General features: G+C 73.4%; 23 protein-coding genes and 1 pseudogene. 11 read left to right on the plus strand and 13 right to left on the minus strand.

Annotation, left to right across the window (positions count from 1 at the left end):
* Positions 1–356 precede the first annotated feature (356 nt).
* A complete protein-coding gene (locus ACIP98_RS14680) occupies positions 357–1,364 on the minus strand; it encodes an NADP-dependent oxidoreductase (RefSeq protein WP_319662660.1) in 1,008 nt (335 codons plus the stop codon).
* Positions 1,365–1,449: 85 nt separating this feature from the next.
* On the opposite strand from ACIP98_RS14680, the gene ACIP98_RS14685 reads away from it, so the two are divergent.
* Positions 1,450–1,878, plus strand: coding sequence for a MarR family winged helix-turn-helix transcriptional regulator (locus tag ACIP98_RS14685; protein ID WP_401976029.1), 429 nt, complete (start codon positions 1,450–1,452; stop codon positions 1,876–1,878).
* 30 nt (positions 1,879–1,908) lie between these two features.
* Here the strand turns inward: ACIP98_RS14685 and ACIP98_RS14690 are convergent, their stop codons facing one another.
* The 3 genes from ACIP98_RS14690 to ACIP98_RS14700 form a co-directional block, all read right to left on the minus strand.
* Complete coding sequence (locus ACIP98_RS14690; protein WP_319662663.1) at positions 1,909–2,544, minus strand: hypothetical protein; 636 nt, start codon at positions 2,542–2,544, stop codon at positions 1,909–1,911.
* Positions 2,545–2,773: 229 nt separating this feature from the next.
* A complete protein-coding gene (locus tag ACIP98_RS14695) occupies positions 2,774–3,637 on the minus strand; it encodes an SMP-30/gluconolactonase/LRE family protein (RefSeq protein WP_319662664.1) in 864 nt (287 codons plus the stop codon).
* Entirely contained in the window at positions 3,634–4,410 is a 777-nt protein-coding gene (locus ACIP98_RS14700) for an IclR family transcriptional regulator (RefSeq protein ID WP_319662665.1), read from the minus strand. The genes ACIP98_RS14695 and ACIP98_RS14700 overlap by 4 nt, the downstream gene beginning before the upstream one ends.
* 316 nt (positions 4,411–4,726) lie before the next feature.
* Between ACIP98_RS14700 and ACIP98_RS14705 the strand changes: the two genes are divergently transcribed.
* Positions 4,727–5,095, plus strand: coding sequence for a chaplin (locus ACIP98_RS14705; RefSeq protein ID WP_319662666.1), 369 nt, complete (start codon positions 4,727–4,729; stop codon positions 5,093–5,095).
* 266 nt (positions 5,096–5,361) lie between these two features.
* Entirely contained in the window at positions 5,362–5,670 is a 309-nt protein-coding gene (locus ACIP98_RS14710) for a chaplin (protein ID WP_319662667.1), read from the plus strand.
* Between the two features lie 204 nt (positions 5,671–5,874).
* On the opposite strand, the gene ACIP98_RS14715 is transcribed toward ACIP98_RS14710, so the two are convergent.
* The 7 genes from ACIP98_RS14715 to ACIP98_RS14745 all read right to left on the minus strand — a co-directional run bounded on the left by ACIP98_RS14715 (position 5,875) and on the right by ACIP98_RS14745 (position 12,033).
* Positions 5,875–7,113, minus strand: a complete 1,239-nt coding sequence (locus ACIP98_RS14715; RefSeq protein WP_319662668.1) for a beta-ketoacyl synthase N-terminal-like domain-containing protein — start codon at positions 7,111–7,113, stop codon at positions 5,875–5,877.
* Positions 7,110–8,450 carry a beta-ketoacyl-[acyl-carrier-protein] synthase family protein gene (locus ACIP98_RS14720; RefSeq protein ID WP_401976034.1) on the minus strand — a complete coding sequence of 447 codons (1,341 nt, stop codon included), beginning with the start codon at positions 8,448–8,450 and terminating at the stop codon, positions 7,110–7,112. The genes ACIP98_RS14715 and ACIP98_RS14720 overlap by 4 nt, the downstream gene beginning before the upstream one ends.
* Positions 8,447–9,346, minus strand: a complete 900-nt coding sequence (locus tag ACIP98_RS14725; protein ID WP_319662670.1) for a cupin domain-containing protein — start codon at positions 9,344–9,346, stop codon at positions 8,447–8,449. The genes ACIP98_RS14720 and ACIP98_RS14725 overlap by 4 nt, the downstream gene beginning before the upstream one ends.
* A gap of 100 nt (positions 9,347–9,446) precedes the next feature.
* Positions 9,447–9,905, minus strand: a complete 459-nt coding sequence (locus ACIP98_RS14730; RefSeq protein ID WP_401976037.1) for an SRPBCC family protein — start codon at positions 9,903–9,905, stop codon at positions 9,447–9,449.
* A 61-nt stretch (positions 9,906–9,966) separates the two neighbouring features.
* On the minus strand, positions 9,967–10,170 hold the full coding sequence (locus tag ACIP98_RS14735) for a hypothetical protein (RefSeq protein WP_401976039.1): 204 nt from the start codon (positions 10,168–10,170) through the stop codon (positions 9,967–9,969).
* A 28-nt stretch (positions 10,171–10,198) separates the two neighbouring features.
* Entirely contained in the window at positions 10,199–11,005 is an 807-nt protein-coding gene (locus ACIP98_RS14740) for a family 1 encapsulin nanocompartment shell protein (RefSeq protein WP_319662674.1), read from the minus strand.
* Positions 11,002–12,033 (minus strand): Dyp-type peroxidase, encoded by a 1,032-nt coding sequence (locus ACIP98_RS14745; protein ID WP_319662675.1) that lies wholly within the window; start codon positions 12,031–12,033, stop codon positions 11,002–11,004. Before ACIP98_RS14745 ends, ACIP98_RS14740 begins: the two co-directional genes overlap by 4 nt.
* Before the next feature lie 108 nt (positions 12,034–12,141).
* Between ACIP98_RS14745 and ACIP98_RS14750 the strand changes: the two genes are divergently transcribed.
* From ACIP98_RS14750 to ACIP98_RS14760, 3 genes and pseudogenes are all read left to right on the plus strand, one after another.
* Positions 12,142–12,798: a YoaK family protein gene (locus tag ACIP98_RS14750; RefSeq protein ID WP_319662676.1), complete on the plus strand. Its 657-nt coding sequence runs from the start codon at positions 12,142–12,144 to the stop codon at positions 12,796–12,798.
* Between the two features lie 97 nt (positions 12,799–12,895).
* A pseudogene (locus tag ACIP98_RS14755) lies at positions 12,896–13,062 on the plus strand (histidinol-phosphatase); the annotation flags it as partial.
* Positions 13,063–13,239: 177 nt separating this feature from the next.
* Positions 13,240–13,596 carry a hypothetical protein gene (locus ACIP98_RS14760; RefSeq protein ID WP_319662677.1) on the plus strand — a complete coding sequence of 119 codons (357 nt, stop codon included), beginning with the start codon at positions 13,240–13,242 and terminating at the stop codon, positions 13,594–13,596.
* Between the two features lie 43 nt (positions 13,597–13,639).
* Here ACIP98_RS14760 and ACIP98_RS14765 read toward each other — a convergent pair whose 3' ends face one another.
* Entirely contained in the window at positions 13,640–14,554 is a 915-nt protein-coding gene (locus ACIP98_RS14765) for an NmrA family NAD(P)-binding protein (RefSeq protein WP_319662678.1), read from the minus strand.
* Positions 14,555–14,776: 222 nt separating this feature from the next.
* Between ACIP98_RS14765 and ACIP98_RS14770 the strand changes: the two genes are divergently transcribed.
* From ACIP98_RS14770 to ACIP98_RS14780, 3 genes are all read left to right on the plus strand, one after another.
* A complete protein-coding gene (locus tag ACIP98_RS14770) occupies positions 14,777–14,935 on the plus strand; it encodes a hypothetical protein (RefSeq protein ID WP_319662679.1) in 159 nt (52 codons plus the stop codon).
* Positions 14,936–15,120: 185 nt separating this feature from the next.
* A complete protein-coding gene (locus ACIP98_RS14775; RefSeq protein ID WP_401976044.1) occupies positions 15,121–16,356 on the plus strand; it encodes a glycoside hydrolase family 88 protein in 1,236 nt (411 codons plus the stop codon).
* A gap of 174 nt (positions 16,357–16,530) precedes the next feature.
* Positions 16,531–16,956: a hypothetical protein gene (locus ACIP98_RS14780; protein ID WP_401976046.1), complete on the plus strand. Its 426-nt coding sequence runs from the start codon at positions 16,531–16,533 to the stop codon at positions 16,954–16,956.
* 59 nt (positions 16,957–17,015) lie between these two features.
* Here the strand turns inward: ACIP98_RS14780 and ACIP98_RS14785 are convergent, their stop codons facing one another.
* Complete coding sequence (locus tag ACIP98_RS14785; RefSeq protein WP_319662682.1) at positions 17,016–17,261, minus strand: hypothetical protein; 246 nt, start codon at positions 17,259–17,261, stop codon at positions 17,016–17,018.
* A 344-nt stretch (positions 17,262–17,605) separates the two neighbouring features.
* Here ACIP98_RS14785 and ACIP98_RS14790 point away from each other — a divergent pair, with 344 nt between their 5' ends.
* Together ACIP98_RS14790 and ACIP98_RS14795 are read left to right on the plus strand one after the other, a co-directional pair.
* Positions 17,606–20,740, plus strand: coding sequence for a hypothetical protein (locus ACIP98_RS14790; protein WP_401976048.1), 3,135 nt, complete (start codon positions 17,606–17,608; stop codon positions 20,738–20,740).
* Between the two features lie 29 nt (positions 20,741–20,769).
* On the plus strand, positions 20,770–22,341 hold the full coding sequence (locus ACIP98_RS14795; protein ID WP_319662684.1) for an alkaline phosphatase family protein: 1,572 nt from the start codon (positions 20,770–20,772) through the stop codon (positions 22,339–22,341).
* The last annotated feature ends 587 nt before the right edge of the window (positions 22,342–22,928 follow it).

Genomic DNA, 22,928 nt, shown 5'->3' on the forward strand with positions numbered 1-22,928 from the left:
TACCTCCGCCCGGCTTGGTCGAGGAGGCCGCGGCCGATCCGGGGGGCTGGCCCGGAGGGGAGCGTTCCCCCCGAGGCCGTCATCGGGGCGTGGCAGGTGGATGCACACGGGAAGCTCGCCGGCGGTTACCGGGCGAATCCGAACTACCGGCCCCCGGCGACAGGGCGGTAGTCCCTCGCGGGCGAAGCGGCTCGGTCGGACACGGATGACGACCACGACCACCGGCCGGGCCGGATTCCCTCTCGCGGGCAGCTTCGGCCGGTGCGCCCGGGATCCGCACGACACGGGCCTGCCCGGCACGCGCCAGGGGCGCGCCCGCCGCGGGAGCACGCCCCTGAACACCGGCCGGAACCGGCCTACTCGGGCAGGCGGACCAGCATCTTGCCGGTGTTGTCGCCGCGCAGGACGCCGAGGAAGGCCTCCAGGTTGTTCTCGATGCCGTCCACGACGGTCTCGCGGTAGCGCAGTCTGCCCTCGCGGATCCAGGCACCGACCTCCTGGACGAACTGCGGCTGGAGGTCGTAGTGGTCGCCGACGAGGAAGCCCTCGATGCGCAGCCGGTTCTGGATCAGGCGGGCCAGGTTGCGCGGGCCGGGGGCGGGCTCGGTGGCGTTGTAGATCGCGATCATTCCGCAGACGGCCACCCGGCCGCGCAGGTTGAGGGCGCCGATGGCGGCCTCCAGGTGCTCACCGCCGACGTTGTCGAAGTAGACGTCGATGCCGTCGGGGGCGGCCGCGGCCAACTGCTCCGCCACCGGGCCGTTCTTGTAGTTGAAGGCGGCGTCGAAGCCGTACTCCTCGGTGAGCAGCTTGACCTTCTCGTCAGAACCGGCGCTGCCGATGACCCGCGAGGCGCCCTTGAGCTTGGCGATCTGGCCCACCTGGCTGCCGACGGCGCCGGCCGCGCCGGAGACGAAGACGACGTCGCCCTCCTTGAGCTCCGCGACCCGCAGCAGGCCCGCGTAGGCGGTCAGGCCCGTCATGCCGAGCACGCCGAGGTAGGCGCTCAGCGGCGCGAGCTCGGGATCGACCTTGACCGCGGACTTGGTGTCGACCAGGGCGTACTCGCGCCAGCCGAGGAAGTGCAGCACGTGGTCGCCGACCGCGAAGCCCTCGGCGTCGGAGGCGACGACCCGGCCGACCGCGCCGCCCTGCATGGGCTTGTCCAGCCGGTACGGCTCCGCGTACGACTTGGCGTCGTTCATCCTGCCGCGCATGTACGGGTCCACGGACACATACAGGTTGCGGACCAGCACCTGCCCGGGGCCGGGCTCGCCGACCTCGGTCTCGCGCAGCGCGAAGTCCTCCGGCTTCGGCCACCCGTGCGGGCGGGAGACCAGGTGCCATTCACGGCTCTGCGGCATGGGAAACGCCTCCAAAAGCTTTAGATTCTCAACCAACCATGTACCTGGATGTTTGATGATGTCAAGCAACAGGTAGCCTGGGGCCATGCCACGCCGTACCGATCCGCTGACCGTGGAGGTCGTCGACCTCATCGCCACCGTCGTGGCGCGCTATCACGAGGAGTACGAAGAGGCGGCCGCCGCCCACCGGCTCACCGGCGCCCAGGCGCGCGTGCTGACGCTGCTCGCCCGCGAGCCGCTGCCGATGCGCGGCATAGCGGCGCGGCTGAAGTGCGAGCCGTCGAACGTGACGGGCATCGTGGACCGCCTGGAGGCGCAGGGCCTGGTGGAGCGACGCGCGGACCCGGCCGACCGGCGGGTCAGGCTCGCGGCCGCCACCGCCGCGGGTGAGGACACCGCGGGACGGCTGCGCGGCTCACTGGACTTCGCACGCGAAGCGCTGGCCGCGCTCTCGGCGGACGAGCGGGCGACGCTGCGCGACCTGCTCAGACGGATGGCCGGTCAGCCGGTGTGACAGGCGGCCGGTGCGACGGGCGGCGACCCGTCAGCTGCACCACCACAGGATGCGGGTGCAGGTGGGCGTCGGTGTCGGCGTCGGCGGCGGGGGCGGCGGGGCGCTGGTGGTCGGGTTCGAGGCCGGGCTGGAGGCACCCGGACCACCGCCGGGCGAGGCCGGCGGGCCGGAGGTGGCCGGGGCCTGGCTGACCGCGCCGGAGGCGGTCGCGGTGGCCGACTGCTTGTCGCTGGCCGAGGGGCTCGGGGACGTCGAGTCACTGGCACTGGCCGAGGCCGAGGCCGAGCCGGAGGCGTCGGACGCCGGCCCGCCGGGGACGCTCGCCGACGTGGAGGCGTGCGCCGAGGACGTCGCGCCCGGCGAGGCGCTCGGGCTGGGCACCTCGTCGGAACCGGCGGACTGCGTCCGGTCGCCGGTGACGTAGCCCGCCAGCGGCAGTTCGGCGACGCTCCAGCCGACCAGCACGATCACGGCCCCGACGAGGGTGCCCACGAGCAGGCGGGACTTGCGCCGGGTGCGGATGCTGCGAGTGCGGCTGCGGCTGCCGGAGCGGCGCGGGGCCCCGTCGCGGCCGCCGCGGGCCGCCGCGCGGCGGCGTTCGGCCCTGCCGGGTGCGACGGTCTCCATGGCCTCGGTGTCGGCGGACGCGGCCTGCGCCGCGGGCACGCCGGCGGATCCCTTCTCCCCGAGCTGGTGAGCGGGCGTTCCGCACCCCGGGCAAGACAGGGCGCCGTTGATGTGCCGTCGGCAGGCTGCGCAGTAGTCCATCGTCCGGGCAGCGTATGTGAGGCACCGGTACGACGTACATATGAGCCGTTCGTCGAACAAGTGAAACCTCTGTGAAAGCCGGGACATGCGGGTTTAGGAACCCGATCAGACCCGAATCCCGCCCCAATCAGCCCGCATACGGCACTTCGGGCATGCCCTGCCCGGCCCCGGGCAGCACCAGCAGCGCCCCGGCCAGCGGCCGGGCGGACAACTCCCGCTCCCCCAGGCCGGTCCGGGCCGAGGTGATGTAGAGATCGGTGAGGTGCGGCCCGCCGAAGGCGCAGGCCGTCGGCCGTCGCACGGGCACCTCGACCACCCGGTCGAGAGCGCCGCGCGGGGTGTAGCGGCGCACCGCGGCCCCGTCCCACAGCGCCACCCAGACGCAGCCGTCGGCGTCCACGGTGAGCCCGTCGGGGAAGCCCGCGCCCTCCTCGACCACCGCGAACGGGCGCCGCTTGCGCACCAGTCCGGTGTCGGGGTCCACGTCGAAGACGTCGATCCGGCGGGTGGGGCTGTCGACGTAGTACATGAGCGAGCCGTCGGGGCTCCAGTCGGTCCCGTTGCTGACGGCAACGTCGTCCAGAACCGGTTCGACCGTGCCGTCCGGCGCGACTCGGGACAGCGTTCCGCCGCCGGGTGCCTCGTCGTAGCGCATGGTGCCGGCCCACAGGGTTCCCGAGGCGTCGACCGCGGCATCGTTGGCCCGTCGGCCGGGGACGGGCTCACGGTGCAGCCAGCGGAAGGCGCCGTCGGCGTCGTACACCGCCACGCCGTCCCGGAGGTTGACCACGATGCCGCCGCCCGCGCGCGGTTTGGCGGCGCCGACGTGCTGCCCGGTCGTCATGACCGAGGTCCGACCGCCCAGCGGGTCGTACCAGTGCACGCGGGAGGCGAGGATGTCCACCCAGACGAGCCGGGCGGCGGCCGGGTCCCAGGTGGGGCCCTCACCGAGCGACGCCCGTGCGGGGAGCGCGAGTTCGACGCCGGTCATCGCAGACCGCCACGGTGGCCGAGGCGTTCGGACAGCTCGGCGGCGCCCTTGACCGCCAGCGCCTCCAGCTCCGTCAGGCGCTCGTCGCTCCAGCGGACCATCGGCACGGAGATGCTGAGCGCGGCCACCACCTGCCCGGCGGAGTCCCGCACGGGGGCGGCCACGCAGGAGACGTCCGGGTTGGACTCGCGCTGCTCGACGGCGATGCCGCGCTCGCGCACGAGGTCGAGCTGGCGGCGGAGTTCGTGCGGCGAGGTGATGCTGTGCGAGGTCATCGCCGTCAGCGGCCGGTCGTCGGGGAAGCGCTCGTCGAGCGCGGCGGCGGGCAGCGCGGCGAGCAGCATCTTGCCGACCGAGGTGCAGTGCGCGGGCAGCCGCCGGCCCGCCGCGGAGACCATCCGCACCGCGTGGGTGCTGTCGACCTTGGCGATGTAGATCACGTCGGTGCCCTCCAGGACCGCGACGTGCACCGTCTCGTCGCAGGTCTCGGCGACGGAGCGGGCCACCTGCTGCCCCTCGGCGGCCAGGTCCAGCTGCTCGGCGTAGCGGCTGCCCAGTTGGTACGTGCGCACGCCGAGCCGGTAGCGGCCGGCGTGCCCCGGCTGCGGGACGAGGTAGTTGCGCGCGGCCAGCGTGGTCACCAGCTCGTGCACCGTGGTGCGCGGGAGCCCCAGCCTGCGGGTGATCTCCGGCGCGGACATCGTGCCGTCGCCCTCGAGGAAGAGCTCCAGGATGTCCAGCGCTCTGGTCACTGCGGGTACGAGACGTCCCATCTCTGCTCGCTCTCTCCGGGCGGACGTGCACAGCCGTACCCGGCCGCACTCGACCACTCTCTCGAACGTTCGATATTCCGAAAAGCGATCGGTATCGCGAACGCAGCGTATCCGCGCCGGGGCGCACCGGGCAATGGCCGCGCTTCTCGCGGACGCGACACCCGGGGCACGTCCGAACGACTGTCGCACCTGACGACCCATCACCCAGTGTGCTTATCTGACAGGACTATATGGGTGATCGTTCGCATCTCGGGACATCAGCGGGCGTTGATTCGGTCACGACGTTCACTGTCGGACCGATCCGAAGGGAATAAAAGTGAACCGCTTCACCAAGGTCGCCATCTCGACCATCATCGCCGGGGTCACCGTTTTCGGCGCCAGCACGGCGGCTGTCGCCGGTGGCAACGACAACCGCGGCGGCGGTTTCGGCGGCGGCCGCAACTTCGGCCACGGCGGTGGCTACGGCCACGGCGGTGGCTACGGCGGTGGCTACGGCAACGGCTTCGGCGGCTTCGGCCGCGGCGGCGGTGCCCACGCGCGAGGGGCCGCCATCGGCTCGCCCGGCATCCTGAGCGGCAACGTCGTCCAGGTGCCGATCAACATCCCGATCAACGTCTGCGGCAACGGCATCGGCATCATCGCGCTGCTGAACCCGACGGCCGGCAACGTCTGCATCAACAGCTGACGCAGGCGCACCACCCCGACCCGAGGCCGCCGGAGGATCACTCCGGCGGCCTCGTCGTCCTGTCCGGCCGTCGTGCCGCACCGCGTGCGCGCCGGGAACCACCGCGAGAATCAGGAGACCTGACGACCACTCAGTCCTCGCTCGCGGGCTGATCCTTCCGCCTGTCCGAACCGGACCGGACCGCTATCCGGGTGACGCTCCGCATCCGACGACACGGGGGCTTCGTTGACCAGTCGGCATGCAGTGATCGATGAAAGGAACAGCTCGTGAAGCGTTTTTCGAAGGCAGCGGTCCTGACCGTCGCGGCGGGCGCCGCGGTCCTCGGCAGCGCGGGCGGCGCCCTCGCCGACGGCGGTTACGGCGGCGGTTACGGCGGTGGCTACGGTGGCGGTTACGGCGGCTTCGGCCGCGGCGGCGCGCACGCCAACGGTGCGGCCATCGGCTCCCCCGGCGTGGTCAGCGGCAACGTGATCCAGGTCCCGGTCAACATCCCGGTCAACGTGTGCGGCAACGGCGTCAACGCCCTCCTCTCGCTGGTCAACCCGACCGTCGGGAACGTCTGCCTCAACTCCTGACGGCAGCGCCCTCGCCGGGGCGCCCGCGCACTCTCCCGTACGACCCTGTTCGTCCCGCCACCGGCAGCGCCGCGGCCCTCGCGCCCCTCGCCCGGGCCTCCGACGTCCACGGTCGCGGGTACGTGCACCGTCGGCGAACCCCTGGCCACGGCCGCCCCGCACGCGCGGGGCGGCCGTCGTCGTGCCGGGGGTCCGCCGCGGGTGTCACTCCAGCGCCCCCAGCACGACCGCGCTGTTGAAGCCGCCCGTGCCGCGCGCCACCACCAGCGCCGTGCGCAGTACGTCCGGCCGGTGCCAGCGGGTGATCAGGCGCAACCCGTACCGCTCCCGGCAGGCCCGCTCGTCCCCGCCGCGGGTGGGCGGGACCAGGCCGGTGCGCAGGGACAGCGCGGCGGTGGCGGCGTCGAGCGCGCCCGCGCCCGAGACGAGCCGGCCGACCGCCGCCTTGGGCACGGTCACCGGCAGCTCGGCCAGCCGGTCGCCGAAGACCCGTCGCAGGGCGGCCGTCTCGGCGGCGTCCCCGTCCACATCGCCCGCGCCGTCGGCGAAGACCACGTCCACGTCCCGCGGCTCGCGGCCGGCCTGTTCCAGGGCGGTGGTGATCGCCCGCGCCAGCTGCACGCCGTCGGGAGCGGGCAGGGTGTGGTGGTACGCATCGTGGGTGGCGGCGTGCCCCAGCAGTTCGGCATAGGCGAGCCGGCCGCGTTCCGCGGCGTACGCCTTCTCCTCCAACACCATCAGCGCGCCGCCCTCGCCGGGCACGAAGCCGGAGGCCCGCGGGCTGAACGGCAGATAGGCGCGCTCGGGGTCGGCGCCCCGGTGCACGGTCGGCAGGGTCGCCTGGCAGGCCAGCGCGTACGGGGACAGCGGCGCCTCCGTGCCGCCGACGAGCACCGCCTTGCTGCCGCGGCGCAGCAGCCGCCACGCCTGTTTCAGCGCGTCGAGCCCGCCGGCCCCGTCCGAGGCGACGACCCCGCAGCCGCCGGTGAACCCGTGTCGGATGGAGATCTGCCCGGTGCTGGCCGCGTAGAAGGACGCCGCCGGCTGACGGGCGCTCGTCCTGCCGGCCCGCCCGGCCAGCAGGTGGTGCAGCTCGCGCTGCCCGTACTCGTTGCCTCCCGAGCCGCCGGCGGTGACCACCGACAGATGGAACGGTGGGTGGTCGGCCGGCTTGAGGGCGGCGTCGGTCAGCGCCATCTCGGCGGCGGCCAGCGCGAACCAGGTCCACCGGTCGGTCTGCGCCCGCAGCCGGTCGCCGATCCACTCCGCCGCGTCGAAGCCGGTGATCTCGCCGGCCACCGCGACCGGGGAGCGCCGGGCGTCGGGCCGGCCGAGCGGGCGCAGGCCGTTGCGTCCGGCCAGGGTGGCCCGCCAGTACGGGCCGGTGCCGATGCCGGTGGGGGCGATCACGCCGATGCCGCTGAGGACCGCGCGCGTGGTCATGCCGCCGCCCCCCGGTGGTCCGCCTCGTCCGGGCGGCGGGCGTCCGTGGCGGCCCGTTCCTCGTCCGCGTCCAGGGCGGAGAAGACCATCGCCGACTGGAAGCCGCCGAAGCCGCTGCCGACCGACAGCGCGTGCCGCACCCGCTGGTCGCGGGCGAAGACAGGGGTGTAGTCCAGGTCGCACAGCGGGTCGGGGTGGACCAGATTCGCGGTCGGCGGGATCTTGCCGCGACTGATGGCCAGGGCGCAGGCGGCCGTCTCCAGGGCGCCGATCGCGCCCAGGGAGTGCCCGATGACCGACTTGATGGAGCTGATCGCCACCTTCCGCGCGTGCTCGCCCAGGGCCCGCTTGTAGGCGGCGGTCTCGTGGCGGTCGTTCTGCGCGGTACCGGAGCCGTGGGCGCTGATGTAGTCCAGTTCCCCGGGGGAGATGCCGGCCTCGGACATGGCGGTGATGATGGCCTCGCTCAGCTCGTAGCCGTCGGGGCGCAGCCCGGTCATGTGGTAGGCGTTGGCCCGGTTGTCGTAGCCGCGCACCTCGCAGTAGACGGCGGCGCCGCGGGCGACGGCGCGCTCCATCTCCTCCAGGACGAGCACCGCGCCGCCCTCGCCGAGGACGAAACCGCTGCGGCGCGCGTCGAAGGCGGTGGACGCCCGCTCGGGGTCGCCGTCGAAGTCGGTCGTGGCGCGGACCGCGTCGAAGCAGGCCACCGTGACCGGCGAGATGGGCGCGTCCCCGGCGCCCGCGAGCACCACGTCGGCCTCGCCGTCGCGCAGCGTCTGGAACGCGTGGCCGATCGCGTCGATACCCGAGGTGCAGCCGGTGGAGACCACGACGGAGGGGCCGTGCAGCCCGTGGCGCAGCGACAGTTCGGCGGCCGCGGAGGAGGGGTGCATCGCCCGGTGGAGGAACGGGACGCCGTACTCGGCGTGCACCTCCCAGTCGCGGCCGCCGTCGCTGGCGACCGCGTACTCCGCCTCCAGGGTGGCGGTGGCGCCCGCGGCGGTGCCGAGGCAGACCCCGATCCGGTCGGTGTCCTCGTGCTCCGGCGTGATCCCGCTGTCGGCGAGCGCCTCCGCGGCGGCGACCAGGGCGAACTGCGCGAAGCGGGCGTTGCGGCGCACCTCCTGCGGGCTGAGCCCGGCCGCGACCGGGTCGAAGTCGGCTTCGGCGGCGATCTGTGAGCGGTAGCCGGAGGCGTCGAAGCGGCTGATCCGGCGGACCGCCGGCTGCCCCCCGACGATCCGCCGCCAGAACGCCTCGCGCCCCGCGCCGCCGGGCGCGACCGCGCCGACGCCGGTGACCACGACGCGGCGCACGGCCGGGCGTGCGGTCACCGGTCGACCAGTTCGCGGCCCGGTCCCGAGGAACCGCCGGACTCGGTGACCGCGGCCTGGGCCACGGCGGCCGCGTCCTCGCGGCTCTCGGTGTTCACGTGGCCGAGGTCGGGGCGGGGCGCCAGCGGGCTGAGGAAGAACACGGCGCGGCCGACCGTCCCGGAGGCGTTCACCACGCGGTGGCGCACCTCGCGCGGGATGAGCAGTGCCTCGTTGGCGGCGACGCTGCGCGGCACGCCGTCGAGGTCGACCCGCAACTCGCCCTCCACGACGACCAGGTACTCCTGCGAATAGGGGTGGTAGTGCTCGGCCACCGCCTCGCCGGGGCCGACCGTGACCATGCCGCAGAAGCCGTCCGTCGTCCCGACCGAGCCGGTCGCCAGCAGGGTGCGGATGTCCCCGCCGCGGCGCGTGTCGGCCGGCACGTCCAGGGTGCCGACCGGCCGGATGCGGCGGGCCTCCAGGCGCTCCTTGATGAGCTGCATCTGCACCTTGGAGTTGCCGTTGATGCGCTGCCGCATGCCCTCGTCGTCGACGGGCGCGTCCGCCTTCATCCGGAAGTCCTGCACCCAGCGCAACCGCGTGCTCTCCGGGCCGAGTTCCTCGTACTGCCAGAAGATGTTCATGAACTCGAACGGGCCGGTCTCCACCCGCCGCGCCCGCACGGTGCGCGTCGCCGGGTCGGCGGTGCGCTCGGAGACCCACGACCAGACACGGCCCTTCTCGTCCGGGTGCATCGTGAGCCGGAAGCGCACGGTGTCGCCCTCCTGCGCGATGACGTCGGCCGCCGCGTACTCGCTGAAGAGCGAGGGCCAGGCGGCGACGTCGTTCGTCCGCAACCAGACGTACTGCAGCGGCGCGTCGATGACGATCTCGTTCTCCGTGTGCGCGCTCATCGTGGGGGTTCCTCCAGAGGGACGGCGAATGATCACACAAACGGTCCCCACGGTGACGGAACGTGTCACGCGCTCCCGGCCCGGTCCACCCGTACGGCCGTCAGGCGCCCCGCGCCAGGCGTTCGGCCAGTACAGCGGCCCGTGCCCGCTGCACGGCCCCCGCCTGGGAGGCGGCGAAACGCAGCAGGCCGGGAGGGGTGCGCAGGTGCAGCACGTCGGTCACGACACTGCCGGCCCCGTCGCCCGCGATGGCGAAGCGGTAGTCCATACGGACCCGGCCGGGACTGCGCACCTCGCCGCTGATCCCGGCGGCGTCCGGCAGGGCGGCCGGATCGGCGCTGATGGTGACGTCGATCGCGTTGTCGTGGCGCAGGCCGAGAAAGCGAAAGCGCTCCACGGCGGTGTAGCGCACCGTGCCGTCGCCGTCGCGGCTCACGTCGCGGACGGCGACCACGAGCGGCGACAGGCCTATGTAGTGCTCCGGCTCCCTCAGGTGGTCGTAGACCTCCCGCGGCGGCGCGGCGATCCGGAAGACGTGCGTCAGTTCGGTGGACGGCACCTTCAACCCCCTTGGACGCGCGGTGCGTCGGCACCGGCGATCCTCGCAGAAGGGGGCCGTTTCAGGCGCGGTGATGAGGGGCCTGGCTGCCGTCGACATGGGTGCCGGGGACGAGGGGCGGCGGACAGGCGGGACCGGCGTCCCCCGCGGCGCCCGCGCGGGTGGAGGCGGCGGCGGTCGGGGTGGCCGCGTGGCGGGTGTGCTCCTCGTGGCGCTCGGGGTGGCGGTGCGGCCAGAGCGAGGTTTTCCTGTGCTTTCCGGTCATATCGGTCCGTTACCCGGAACCGGCCGGGCTACGCGGAGGCCGGGGCGAGGGCGACCGCGGCCTCGGCGGTGTGCACCAGGAAGGCCAGCGTCTCCTGGAAGTACAGCCGGACGCTCGTGTCGTCGTGCGACAGGTAGCCGATCGCGACGTCGGAGCCGAGGCGCAGTTCGAAGTCGCCGCCGCGCGTCGAGAGCAGGAAGGCCCCGTCGATCGCGGGGGCCCAGACGATCTCCCCGTCCAGGACCCGGGCCAGGTGGGTCTGGATGGGATAGCCGTAGTGGGAGGTCTCGTTGACGGCGGTGTACGCCTCCGCGCTGAGCGCCAGCGTGTAGGGGCCGCCGACACCGGCGAGGCGGAGCGCGGACACGGCCTGGCTGACGGCCTCGGGGTAGTCGCGCACGTCCTCCGGCAAGGTGAGCGGCGGGTTCGACGCGCTCGTGCGGATGCCGTCGATGCCGGCCGCCGCGTAGCCCTCGAAGATCGCCCGGTCCTCGGTGAAGGCCATGCGGCGCGCGGCGTCCTTGACCGGCTGCCAGTCCGCGTCCTTGGCGCCGCGCTCGACGTCGTCCACCTGGCGGCGGTCGACGGTGAACGGCACGCGCAGCTCGACGACCGGCTGCGAGCGGCGGATGTGCGCGACGACGTCCGGCGCGGGCGGTTCCACGTCGTCCAGGTGACCGGTCGTCACCGCGGCCAGCTCGGCGCCCGCCGCCTCGGGCACGTCCACGATCCGGCGGCCGGCGACATGGCGCTCGAAGGTGCGCCGCGCCTCGTCCTCCAGGTCGGCCCAGGCCGCGTCCGAGATCGGGGCGAGTTCTCGGTGCAGGTTGTTCACGGGGTGGCCGCCTTCCGGAGGTCTCCGATCCCCAGCGACTGCGGGGCCGGTACGGTCGCGGGCACCGCGGTGTCCGCCGGGGCGGGAGGGTCGGGCAGGTCGTCGAGGAACCCCGCGGGCGGGGCGAAGAAGAGGGTGCCGGTCACGGCGGTGGAGAAGTCCAGGATGCGGTCGTGGGACGCCTCGTCGTCGCCGAGGAACATCCTGCGCAGCATGGTCTCGGTGACCTGCGGGGTCCGCGCGTAGCCGATGAAGTACGTGCCGAACTCACCGCTCCCGACCGCACCGAAGGGCATGTTGTCGCGGAGGATCTGCCGTTCGGTGCCGTCCGCGTCGACGACCGTGGTGCGGGCGACGTGGGAGTCGGCGGGCTTGGTGTCGTCGTCCATCTCGATGTTGCCCATCTTGCTCCGGCCGATGACCAGCTCCTGCTGCTCGACCGTGAGGGCGTTCCAGGCGTCCATGTCGTGCAGGTACTTCTGCACGATCACATAGCTGCCGCCGGCGAAGCCGGGGTCCTCGTCGCCGATCAGGACGGCCGCGGTCGCCGCGGCGCCGACCGGGTTCTCCGTGCCGTCCACGAAGCCGAGCAGGTCCCGCACGTCGAGGTAGGTGAAGCCGTGCACCTCGTCGCGGACCGTCACCGCACCGCGCAGGCGCTCCATGATCTGCACGGCCAGCCCGAAGCACAGGTCCTGGCGGGTCGCCCGGATGTGGAAGAGCAGGTCGCCGGGGGTGGCGGGGGCACGGTGGCGAGGCCCGGTCAGCTCCTCGAAGGGGTGCAGCAGGGCCGGCCGCGGACCGTCGAAGAGCCGGTCCCAGACCTGCGAGCCGATGCCCGCCACGACGCTGAGCCTGCCGCCCGGCGCGCCGAAGCCGATCGAGCGCCGCAGGCCGGAGAGGTCCTCCAGCAGATCGCGGACGGTGCCCTCGCCCCCGTCGTCGACGGTGACCACGAGGAATACGGCGGACGTCGTGAGCGGGCTGAGCACCGGCTGCGACAGCGCCTCCGGGGACGGTTCCGCCATCGCCACGCTCCTTCGTACCCCTGATCGGCCACGCACCAGTCTGCTCCCCCGGCTTGCACGGTGCATCCTGACCGGGAAAGGGCGCGGCAACGGCGAAGGGCGGCGGACATGAGCGGTGGACCGGCCACCGGGCCCGGGCGCCTGATTCCCGGGCTGCTGCTCGCCCTGACCGTGCTGAGCGGGCTGATCGACGCGGTGAGCATCATCAGCCTGGGCCATGTGTTCGTGGCCAATATGACCGGCAACCTCGTCTTCGTCAGCCTCGGCATGGCGGGCGTCTCCGGCTTCTCCGTCGTCACCTCTTTGGTGGCCCTCGGCGGATTCGTCGCCGGCGTCCTGCTCTGCCGGGCGACGGTGGCCCGGCTGCACCCACCGACGGCGCTGGTGCGGGCCGGTGCGGGCTGCGAGACCGTGCTGCTCGGCACGGCGGCGGCGCTGTCGGCGGTGGACGTGCGGCACGACGCCCTGGTCGCGGTCTGCGCGGTCGCGCTGGGCATGCAGAACGCCATGGCGGGACGGCTGGGCATCAGCGGTCTGACGACATCGGTGATGACCCGCACCCTGGTCGCCCTGGTCAGCGACGCCGGCGCCCCCAGGCATCCCCGGCCGCTGGCCGCCCGCCAGGCGCTGAGCGTCGTCGCGCTGATCGCCGGGGCCGCGATCGGCGCCCTCGTCGTGCTCCACGTGAGCCCGGCCGCCGCGATCGCGGCGGCGGCGGGCTGCGCACTGGCGGTCGCCGTGACGGCCGCGGCCGCCGAGGCGTGACGCGTCGACACCGTCGTGCGCCCCGCCGCCACGACGGTCACGAGGGCGGCCATGTGACCCTCGGCGCGGCGGGAGATGCTCCCTGCGTCCCCAGATCCGCCCGCCGTCCGGACGCCTGCGCGGTACGGACGGCAACCGCGGCGCCCTCGGCCTGAACGGTGCCGCGTGGACCCGCACGGTCCGGCCATCGACGTCGTGGGCGACGCCGACCCGTGGCGCGACCCGTGGTTCTGCACCAACCCGGTCCGGGTGCCGCCCGCGTGACGCACGGCACGGTCGTCGGTGTCGACGCCGGAACCGCCGGCCTGCGGGAGGCCGACCACCTGATCCACCGTCTGGTGGACCGGCTCGGCCTTCCCGTGGGCACGGTCGCCCGCACCCACCTCATCCGCGCCGGACCCGGCGGAAGAGCAGGACCCGGCGGGACCGGGGCCGTGAGGCGTGCATCCGGCAGGCCGCGCCCACGGTCCGGCCCCGCTCGCCCCCGCTGCCGCGCAGGCCACGGAGGAGGCCGCCGCCCGTACCGGCGGCCGCGCCGTGGTCCACCCCGGGGTGGAACTCCTCACCGGCTCGGTCACGGTGGCCGACGTGCTCGCGCACACCTCCATCACCGGGCTCACGGTCCTCGGCTCCCCGGCCGACGAGCGCCTCGCGCCCGTGGCCGAGGTCCTCACCAGGGACCACGTCAGGCCGCAGTGGCGCGCAGCTCTGCTCGTGCTGCCGCTGGTGCCGGCCGCCCACGGGCGCCTGGCCACCTTCGAGGTGCCCGACCCGACGCCCTGCCGCGCCGACCACTGAGTACGGGTGCCCCGTCCCTGCCCCGGCCGGGACGGGGCACCCGTCAGGCGAAGACCTCGGGGTGGGCCTCGACGAGCTCACCGACACCGGAGGCCGGACGGCCGATGATCCGCGCCAGGTCGTCGGTCACCCGGTCGTAGCGGTTCTCCGCGTGCAGCCGCGCCATGACGGACAGGTGCTGCTGGACGTGCTCCGGGAGCCCGAGCGCGCCCAGGTCCTTCTCGACCCACTCCTCGTAGGGGACGTCGACGTACCGGACGGGCCGCCCGAGTACCTCGGAGAACTCCGCGGCGATCGCGTTCATGTCCCGGGAGGCCGCCCCCGTCAGCTCGTGGACCCGCCCGATGTGCGGCGCCGGGTCCGCGAGGATCGCCGCGACCGCCTCCCCGACGTCACGCCCCAGGACGGGCGAGGTGCGGCCGGAGCCGAAGGGCAGCCGGATCGTGCCGTCCCGGGTGATGGACCCGAACCCGGCCCCCAGGAGGAGCGGGTTCTCCATGAAGACGGTCGGACGGACGTGGGTGACGGGGACCCCGGACCAGTTCAAGGTCTGCTCCACCAGCCACTGCTGCCGGTGCTGCCGGGAGTCGGAGCCGCCGGTGAGGTCCATCTGGGAGACCGTCATCTGCGACATGTTGACCAGCACGTCGAGCCGGCCGTGGTCCCGGGCGACGGCCGTGGCGACCAGCGCCGCCTGCAGGTACTGCGCCGACACGCTCATGCCGAAGTACATCCGCGTGCAGTCGCGCACCGCCTCGGCCACGTCCGCGGTGCTGGTCAGGTCCCCGACGAACACCTCGGCCCCGATCGCCCGCAGCGCCTCGGCCCGGTCGTCCTCGCGGCGGACGAACGCGCGCACGGGGAACCCGCGGTCGCGCAGGACCTCGACCGCGCTGCGGCCGACGCCTCCCACGTTCCCCGCGGCACCGGTCACGAGAATCCTCGGCTTGCCGGGCATCGCCTTCTCCTCTTCCGTGGGGGTGCGGAACCCACAGGATCGCAGCCGCACCCGGCGCCGGGCGGCAACGACGGGCACGGGAGTGTCCCGGCCCGGGGGCCGGGGGCCCGAGGCGCGATCCCACAGGCGGGGTCCGGTCGGCGGGGTTCCACAGGCAGGCGACCGCACATTCGTGCGAATTGCCGATTGGCAGAAGACCCCTCGACGCGGTCTCCTGTACGCATGGCCCAGAACCCGATCATCCGTTTCACCACCGAACTGATGCGCCTCACCGACGACCTCGACCAGGCGACCGCCGCCGAGTTCGTGCAACGCGTCTACGCCGCCGGCCGCGAGGACGGCGCGGCCGAGGCCGCGGACGGGGCGCCGGGAGCGCGGTGAACCGCCGGTGGCCGCGGCGCGCAACGGCGCCGCGGCCACCGGCGGTTCACCGTCCCGGCGGCCGACCGCCCCATCCGTTCACATACACAAACTCGCGCCACGTATATGTACTTCGCCGTGAACGCCGTGCAACCCTTGCCTCGCCTCTTCGTGATCCGTCCCCCCACTCGAAACGGCGGGCACCCATGAGCATGTCCCGGCGACACCTGCTGACCACCGCGGCCGGAGCCGCGGCCGCGACGACCGTTCCCGCACCCTCCGCGCAGGCCGCTCCCCCGGTCCGGGCCACCGATCCGGCCGACACCCTGCAGACCCTGCGCACGGCGGCGGACTACGCCGTGACCAAGCTGCGGGCGGTGGCCCCCGGCGTCACGTCGTTCCCCGTCATCACGAAGTTCGAGAAGTGGACCTACGCCGACAGCGGCGACTGGGTCGGCGGCTTCTGGCCGGGCACACTGTGGATGGCGTGGCTGCACAGCGGCGACACCCGGTTCCGCTCCCTCGCCCTCGCCGCGGCCGACCGGCTCGCCCCGCGCCGCACCGACACCACCACCCACGACCTGGGCTTCCTCTTCTACCCCTCGTGGGTGACCGCCTGGCGGCTCACCGGCGACGCCAAGTGGCGGGACGGGGCGGTCCAGGCGGCGTCCTCGCTCGTCAAGCGGTACAACAGCGCGGGGCGGTTCATCCGGGCCTGGGGCGCGCTGAACGACACGGCCAACGCGGGCCGCGTCATCATGGACACGATGATGAACCTCGACCTGCTGGCCTTCGCGAGCGAGCAGACCCGGGACCCCCGCTACCTCGACGCCGCCACCGCCCACGCGCGCACCGCCCAGCGCCACTTCCCCCGCGCGGACGGCTCCACCCCGCACGTCTACGACTTCGACCCGGCCACCGGCGCCCCCATCGGCCCCAACACGGTCCAGGGCTACAGCCCCGCCTCCTGCTGGTCCCGCGGCCAGGCCTGGGGCGTCTACGGCTTCACCACGATGCACCGGCGCACCGGCGACCCTGAGTTCCTCACCACGGCGACGAAGCTGGCGGACTACGCGCTCGGCGCCCTCACCCCCGACAACGTGCCCGTCTGGGACTTCCTCGCGCCCCAGCAGCCGTACGACGTCAAGGACTCCTCCGCCGGCGCCGTCCTGGCCTGCGGCCTGCTCGACCTCTCCGCCGCCACCGCCCGCCCCGCCTACCGCGAGGCCGCCCTGCGCATCCTCACCGCCCTCGCCACCACCTGCCTCAGCACCCGGTCCACCCGCGCCCAGGCCGTTCTCGCCCGCGCCACCCGCAACCGCCCCGCCGAGGACGGCATCGAGGTCTCGGTCCCCTACGGCGACTACTACCTCCTGGAGGGCATCCTCCGCGTCCTGCGCCCTGACGACGTCGACCGCGCGATCGACCTCTCCTCGGTCTGACGCCCGGCGGGGACCCTGGTCAGCGGCAGCGTGAGGACGTCCCGTCGCACGGCGACTCCAGGGCGGCGGTGCCGATCACGGTGTCCCTCCCCGAGGGCCCGAGTCCGGCACCGCCGCCGGTACGAATGCGCCGACTCGGCCCGGGCACGCCCGGGCGCCGCCACAATGCCGGGCATGCGTACTCACCTCACAGCCGCCGTCCTCACCGGCGCCGCCCTCCTGCTCGCGCTCACCGCGTGCACGTCCGGCGGCGGCGACAGCGGCACTCCCGCGGACAGTCCCGCACCCGCCCCCACCCTGACGACCTCCCCCACGGCCGCCGGCTCCCCGGTGCCCGACATCGCCGACCTGATGCCGGACGAGCCCACCGGCGCCCGACGCACCGCGCTGCTGGCCGCGTTGAAGGCGATCGACCCGGCGTTCGCCAAGGACGCGGACCAGGCGATCGCGAACGCCCGCGAGCAGTGCGCGACCATCAGCGGCGGGGGCAACGCGGTGGATTCGGCCCGGTCCCGCTTCGGCAGCGGCGGCCACCAGGTCACCGAGGACCAGGCCGAGGCCATCAACGAGGCGCTGCGCAAGACCCTCTGCACCTCCTGAGCCCAGGCACGGCCGGCGGCTCCCCCGGGTGCGCCGGGGGGCCGCCCACCGCGCGCCGGTCAGCGGTCGCCGCCCTCCCAGCCCTGCGAAGTACCCGCGGGCAGTTCCTTGTTGCGGCCCAGAGCCTTGCGCCACGCGGTCCGGGACGCGAAGCCGAGTCCGACCAGCCAGGCCAGGGAGAAGGGCAGCGCCCAGACGGTCTGGATCGACACTCCCCTGCTCAGGGTGACGACGATGCCCGCGATACTCGACAGTGCCATGACACTGATCACGGTGGCGGCAAGGGTCCAGGGAACGGATTTCATGCCGCGCACCCTAGCCAGCCCGCCGGCGGTGTCGACCACGAGGGTGCGGCCGGCGTCCACCGTCGGCGCGCCGGTCCCCCACCCGGGTGAACTCCCCTGCCTCCGGCCGGCTTCCCCCGTGCCGAGCCGGGACGCGCGGATGGAGCAGGTCAGGCCGCGTCTCAGTGAGGGGGGCCGGCTTCGGCCACGGCGTCGTCCGACCCCGCGTCGCAGGGCCGGGACGTGCGGGAATTCCCAAGGGAAGGCAAACTTCTTCGTACGCCTGACGAGTGTTCACGTCCAGGCTGCCATCCGGACAGAAGCGGTCCGGGTGACGTCTGTTGCCTCATACATCAATGATGCGCATGATTCCTCATCCGAAGGCCCGCTGGAGGGCCGCGGTGGCGATCGCCGCGGCCCTCACAGTGATCGGCCTCGCAGGGGCAGACGTCGTGGGCGGACCGGCGTCGGCGGCCACCAACGGCCAGAGCTACTCCGCCGCCTGCCCGGCGGCGGACGTCGTGGCCCCTGCCCTGGACAGCAACCTGATCAGCAACCCCGGCGCCGAGGACTGGACCGCGGTCACCGAACTCGGCGCACCGGACGGCGACACGCAGTACGTGCCCGACTGCTGGGAGGCCTCCTCCCCCATGAAGGCACCGGGGGCCGTCCTCGCGTCCTTGTCGTCGTCGGTCCCCGGCCAGACCGGTAGCCGCACCTTCTACGGCGGCTACGACTACGACTCTCCGCAGGTCTCGATCGTGGGCGTCACCACCACGGCCTCCCAACTGATCGACGTCGGCTCGCTGGACGCGGGCGGCAAGTCGTTCACGCTGACCGGCGCGATCGGCGGCTACACGACGCAGACCGACTACGCGACCGTCACCGCCGCGTTCCAGGACGCCAAGGGCAGCGCCCTCGGCTCCGCGGCCATCGGCCCGGTCAACGCCGCACAGCGCGGCAACGTCACCAGCCTCGTCCCGGAGGCAATGGCCGGCACCGTCCCGGCCGGCACCGAGAAGATCCTGGTCACGGTGGCGTCGACCGGCGTCAGTTCCGGTTACGGCATCGACGGCCGCGCCGACAACCTGAACCTGACGATCGCCGCGGACGGCACCGGCCAGAACTGGGCCGCCCCCTGCCCGGCCGCCGACAAGGTCACCCCTGCCCTCGACACCAACCTGATCGCCAACCCCGGAGCCGAGGACTGGACGGCCGCGACCGCGCTCGGCGCCCCGCTGGGCGACGACCAGACGGTCGCCGACTGCTGGACCAGCGCCTCTCCGCTGAACGCCCCCGACGGCACCCAGGAGTCGAGGACCTCGACCTACCCGGGCGTGACCGGCGGCCGGGTCTTCTACGGCGGCACCAACCCCGGCACGGTCCAGGTCGCGGGCGTGGTCACCACGGGCACCCAGCTCATCGACGTCGGCGCGCTGGACGCCGACGACAAGCCGTTCAAGCTGACGGGCGACGTGGGCGGCTTCTCGACGGAGACCGACTACGCGCAGGTGGTCGCCACGTTCGAGGGCGCCGACGGCGCGAGCCTCGGCACGGCCGGCATCGGCCCGGCCACCGCGGCCCAGCGCGGCAATGCCTCGGGACTGCTGCCGGACGGCACGTACGGCACGATCCCGGCCGGCACCGAGAAGATCCGCGTCACGATCATCACGGTGGCCGTCAGCAGCGGCGCCAACAGCGACGGCACCGCCGACAACCTGAACCTGACCATCGGCCAGAAGGCGGTCGGCCAGAACTGGGCCGCCCCCTGCCCGGCCGCCGACAAGGTCACCCCCGCCCTCGACACCAACCTGATCGCCAACCCCGGAGCCGAGGACTGGACGGCCGCGACCGCGCTCGGCGCCCCGCTGGGCGACGACCAGACGGTCGCCGACTGCTGGACCAGCGCCTCCCCGCTGAACCCGCCGGACGGCACCCAGGAGTCGAGGACCTCGACCTACCCCGGCGTGACCGGCAGCCGGGTCTTCTACGGCGGCACCAACCCCAGCACCGTCTCCATCCCGGGCATCACCACCACCGGCACCCAGTCGATCGACGTCGCCGCGCTCGGCACCGGCGGCCGGCCGTTCCGGCTCTCCGGCGACCTCGGCGGCTACGCGACGCAGAGCGACTACGCGACCGTCACCGCCATGTTCCAGGACGCCAAGGGCACCACCCTCGGCTCCGGCGTCATCGGCCCGGTCACCTCCGCCCAGCGCAACAACGTCTCCAGCCTGATCCACCAGGCCTGGTACGGCACGATCCCGGTCCGCACCGAGAAGATCGTCGTCACGGTCGCCACGGTGGGCGTCAGCAGCGGCGCCAACAGCGACGGCACCGCCGACAACCTGAACCTCACCATCGGGTCCAGCGCGACTCCGCCGGGCCCGATCCTCCAGACGATGCCCTACTCCGCGGTGGGCGACGTCCCCGGCACCCATGTCGACCCCGGCACCGGCGCCGTCGTCCCCAACGTCACTCCGGGCTCCCTGTTCCGTCCGGCGGGCGTGTCCGCGGACGGCGACTCCCTGTACGTGTCGAACACCGGCGACAACGTCGTGGCGGAGCTGCGCAACGGCGGCACCACGATCGTCGCGGGCTCCCTGGAGGGCTACGGCGAGAACGGCGACCACCACCGGGCCGACGAGGCGACGCTGTACCAGCCCGGCGGCACCGCGGTGGAGTCCGACGGCGACCTCCTCATCGCGGACACCGGCGACAACGTGGTCCGCGAGGTCACCGCGGACGACGGCGAGATCGACCGCTTCGCCGGCAACAACACGGCGGGCAGCGCGCTGGGCGCCAACGCCCGGGCGTCCCAGCTGAACGGCCCCACCGCGGTGGCGGTCGACGCGGCGGACGACGTCTTCATCGCCGACACACACAACAACCGGGTGCTCGAGGTGTCCCCCAAGCGGAACATCGTCCAGGTCATCGGGACCGGCGAGGCCGGGTACGCCGGTGACGGCCGGGCCGCCGCCGACGCGCGCCTGAACCAGCCGACCGGGCTCGCGGTGGACGTACAGGGCAACCTCTACATCGCCGACTCGGCCAACAACGTGGTCCGCCGGGTGGACGCCGGGACCCGGGTCATCACCACCGTGGCGGGCGACCACGCCGCCGGCCAGGCGCACGACGGCCTCGGCGGCTTCTCCGGCGACGGCGGCCCGGCGACCTCGGCACGGCTGAACGACCCGCAGGGCGTCGCCGTGGACGGCGCGGGAGACCTGTTCGTCGCGGACACCTTCAACCACGCGATCCGCCGGATCACCCCGGACGGGACCATCACCACCGTGGTGAACTCCGCGGCCGCCCCGGGCGGGGAGAGCAGCGGCGCGGCACCGTCCGCCTCGAAGCTCAACACCCCGTACGCGGTCACGGTCGACCGTTCCACGGACCTCCTGTACGTCGCCGACACGCGCAACAGCGCGATAGCGCAGGTACTCGGTGTCGCCCGGTCCGGCGACACCGCGGGCCCGGTGGCCCCCAGCCAGTCCTGACGCGGCCCACGAAACGAAGAAGAGAGACGATGAGCACCACCGCTTCATCCCGCTCGATCATGTCCCGCCGCCGATTCGTCACCGGCGCGGCGGCCCTCGCGGGCGCCGCCGGCGTGGCCGGCGTACTGCCGGAGAACCTGGCCCGGGCGGCGACCGCCGCCCCGGCCAAGGGGACCCTCTCCCAGATCAAGCACGTCGTGTACGTGATGATGGAGAACCGGTCGTTCGACCACTACTTCGGCACCTACCCCGGCGCCCGCGGGTTCAGCGACCCGACCGCCGTCACGCTGCCGAACGGCAACTCGGTCTTCCAGCAGCCCGACCCGGCCAACCCCGACGGCTACCTGGAGCCGTTCCACATGTCCACCCTCACCACCGGTGCCGCCGCCATCCCGTCGCTGTCCCACGACTGGCGGGACCAGCACGCCTCGTGGAACCAGGGTGCGATGGACGGCTGGCTGACCACCCACATCGCCTCGGACGGCGCGGTCAACGGCTCGTACACCATGGGCTACTTCACCCGGGAGGACATCCCCTTCCACTGGGCGCTCGCCGAGTCGTTCACCCTGCTGGACAACTACCACTGCTCGATCCTGGGCCCGACGGACCCCAACCGGCTGGTGTGGATGTCCGGCACCAACGACCCGGAGGGCCGGTTCGGCGGTCCCGTGCTGGAGACCGTCACGCCCAACCCGCTGACCCACCCGTCGGCGGCGGAGATCCTGCACGACGCGGGGTACAGCGTGAAGACCTACTTCTCCGGCGCGACCAGCGGGTTCAACGTGTTCTCCTGGTTCGCCAACTTCCAGGACAGGACGAAGCTGCCCGTCGACCTGTACAACTCGGTCATGACCGGCGGCACGCTGTACGGCGACGGCACGCCCGGCATGATCGGCAACGCGGTCAGCCCGACCCCTGCGGCCGACCCGGCGCTGGCGTTCGAGGAGGACTGCGCCAACGGCGTGCTCCCGGACGTCTCCTGGCTGTTCATGCCGAGCGAGGCCGACGAGCACCCGCCGAACCTCCCCGCGGCCGGGGCGCAGTACCTCGCGTCCAAGCTGGAGGCGCTCGCCTCCAACGAGGAGTTGTGGAACTCGACCGTGTTCGTGCTGAACTACGACGAGAACGACGGGTTCTTCGACCACGTCCCGCCGCCGGTCCCGCACCCCGACAAGTACCCCGAGGAGTTCGTGCACCTGCCCTCCCCGAAGGGCACGCCGGGCGGCGGCCTGCCGGTCGGCGCCGGGTTCCGGGTGCCGTGCGTCATCGTGTCCCCGTGGACCGTGGGCGGCCGGATCTTCTCCGGGGTCACCGACCACACCTCAGGACTGCAGTTCATCGAGGCGATCACCGCCGCCGGCGGCCTGTCCGGCCGCGGACCCGTCACCTTCACGCCGATCAGCAAGTGGCGGCGCAGGACCTTCGGCGACTTCACCGGGGCCCTGCACCTGCACGAGAGCAAGCCGGCCCCGAGCAACCCGCAGTTCGAGGTCGACACCGCGGCCGCCAACCTGGCCGCACAGACCACGGCCGCGAAGCTGCCCATGCCGTCCCGCCCGGGCGGCACGCAGACCCTGCCGGGGCAGGAACAGCAGAACTGAACGCCACCGGCCCGGAGCGGGACGACGTGACGTAGCGGCAGCAATGCGCCCCGCCACCCTCAGAGGTGGCGGGGCGCTTGCGTCCTGTCGCCTTGCCGTAGGAGCCCCGGGCGGCCGGGCGGAAGGCGACGACGAGAACGTCGAAGCACATGCCGCCCGGCCACCCGCGCATCGTCGTCGCCCCGCGCTGCGGCTGCCGTCGGCACCCCACCTGTGCGCGGCAGCGGCTTCCGCTCGCCCCGCCGGCGCCACACCCGCGGCGGCCTCGTGCACCGCGCCGACCGCGAAGCGCCACGGGAGCCAGACGGCGAGAGGCCCCACCGATCTTCGGCAGGCGGTGGGGACCTTCCGCCGCTCAGCAAGGAGGGCTCCGCTCGGGGGGGTGAGCGGAGCCCTCGCAGGTTCCACCCGGGGGGGGGTGAGCAGAGCCCGCACTACAACAGTAACTCTCCGACGCGCGTCTGCCCCCGCGCCGGGCGCCGCCACTGGGGTGAGCTGCCCCGCCCCGCGAGTTCCTGGTGCCACGGGACGGGGCCGCAGGTCCACGATGCGACCGCTACTGCCCCGGGTCGTCCTGGGCAGGTGGG

Source organism: Streptomyces sp. NPDC088354 (assembly GCF_044753585.1).
Classification (GTDB): Bacteria; Actinomycetota; Actinomycetes; order Streptomycetales; family Streptomycetaceae; genus Actinacidiphila.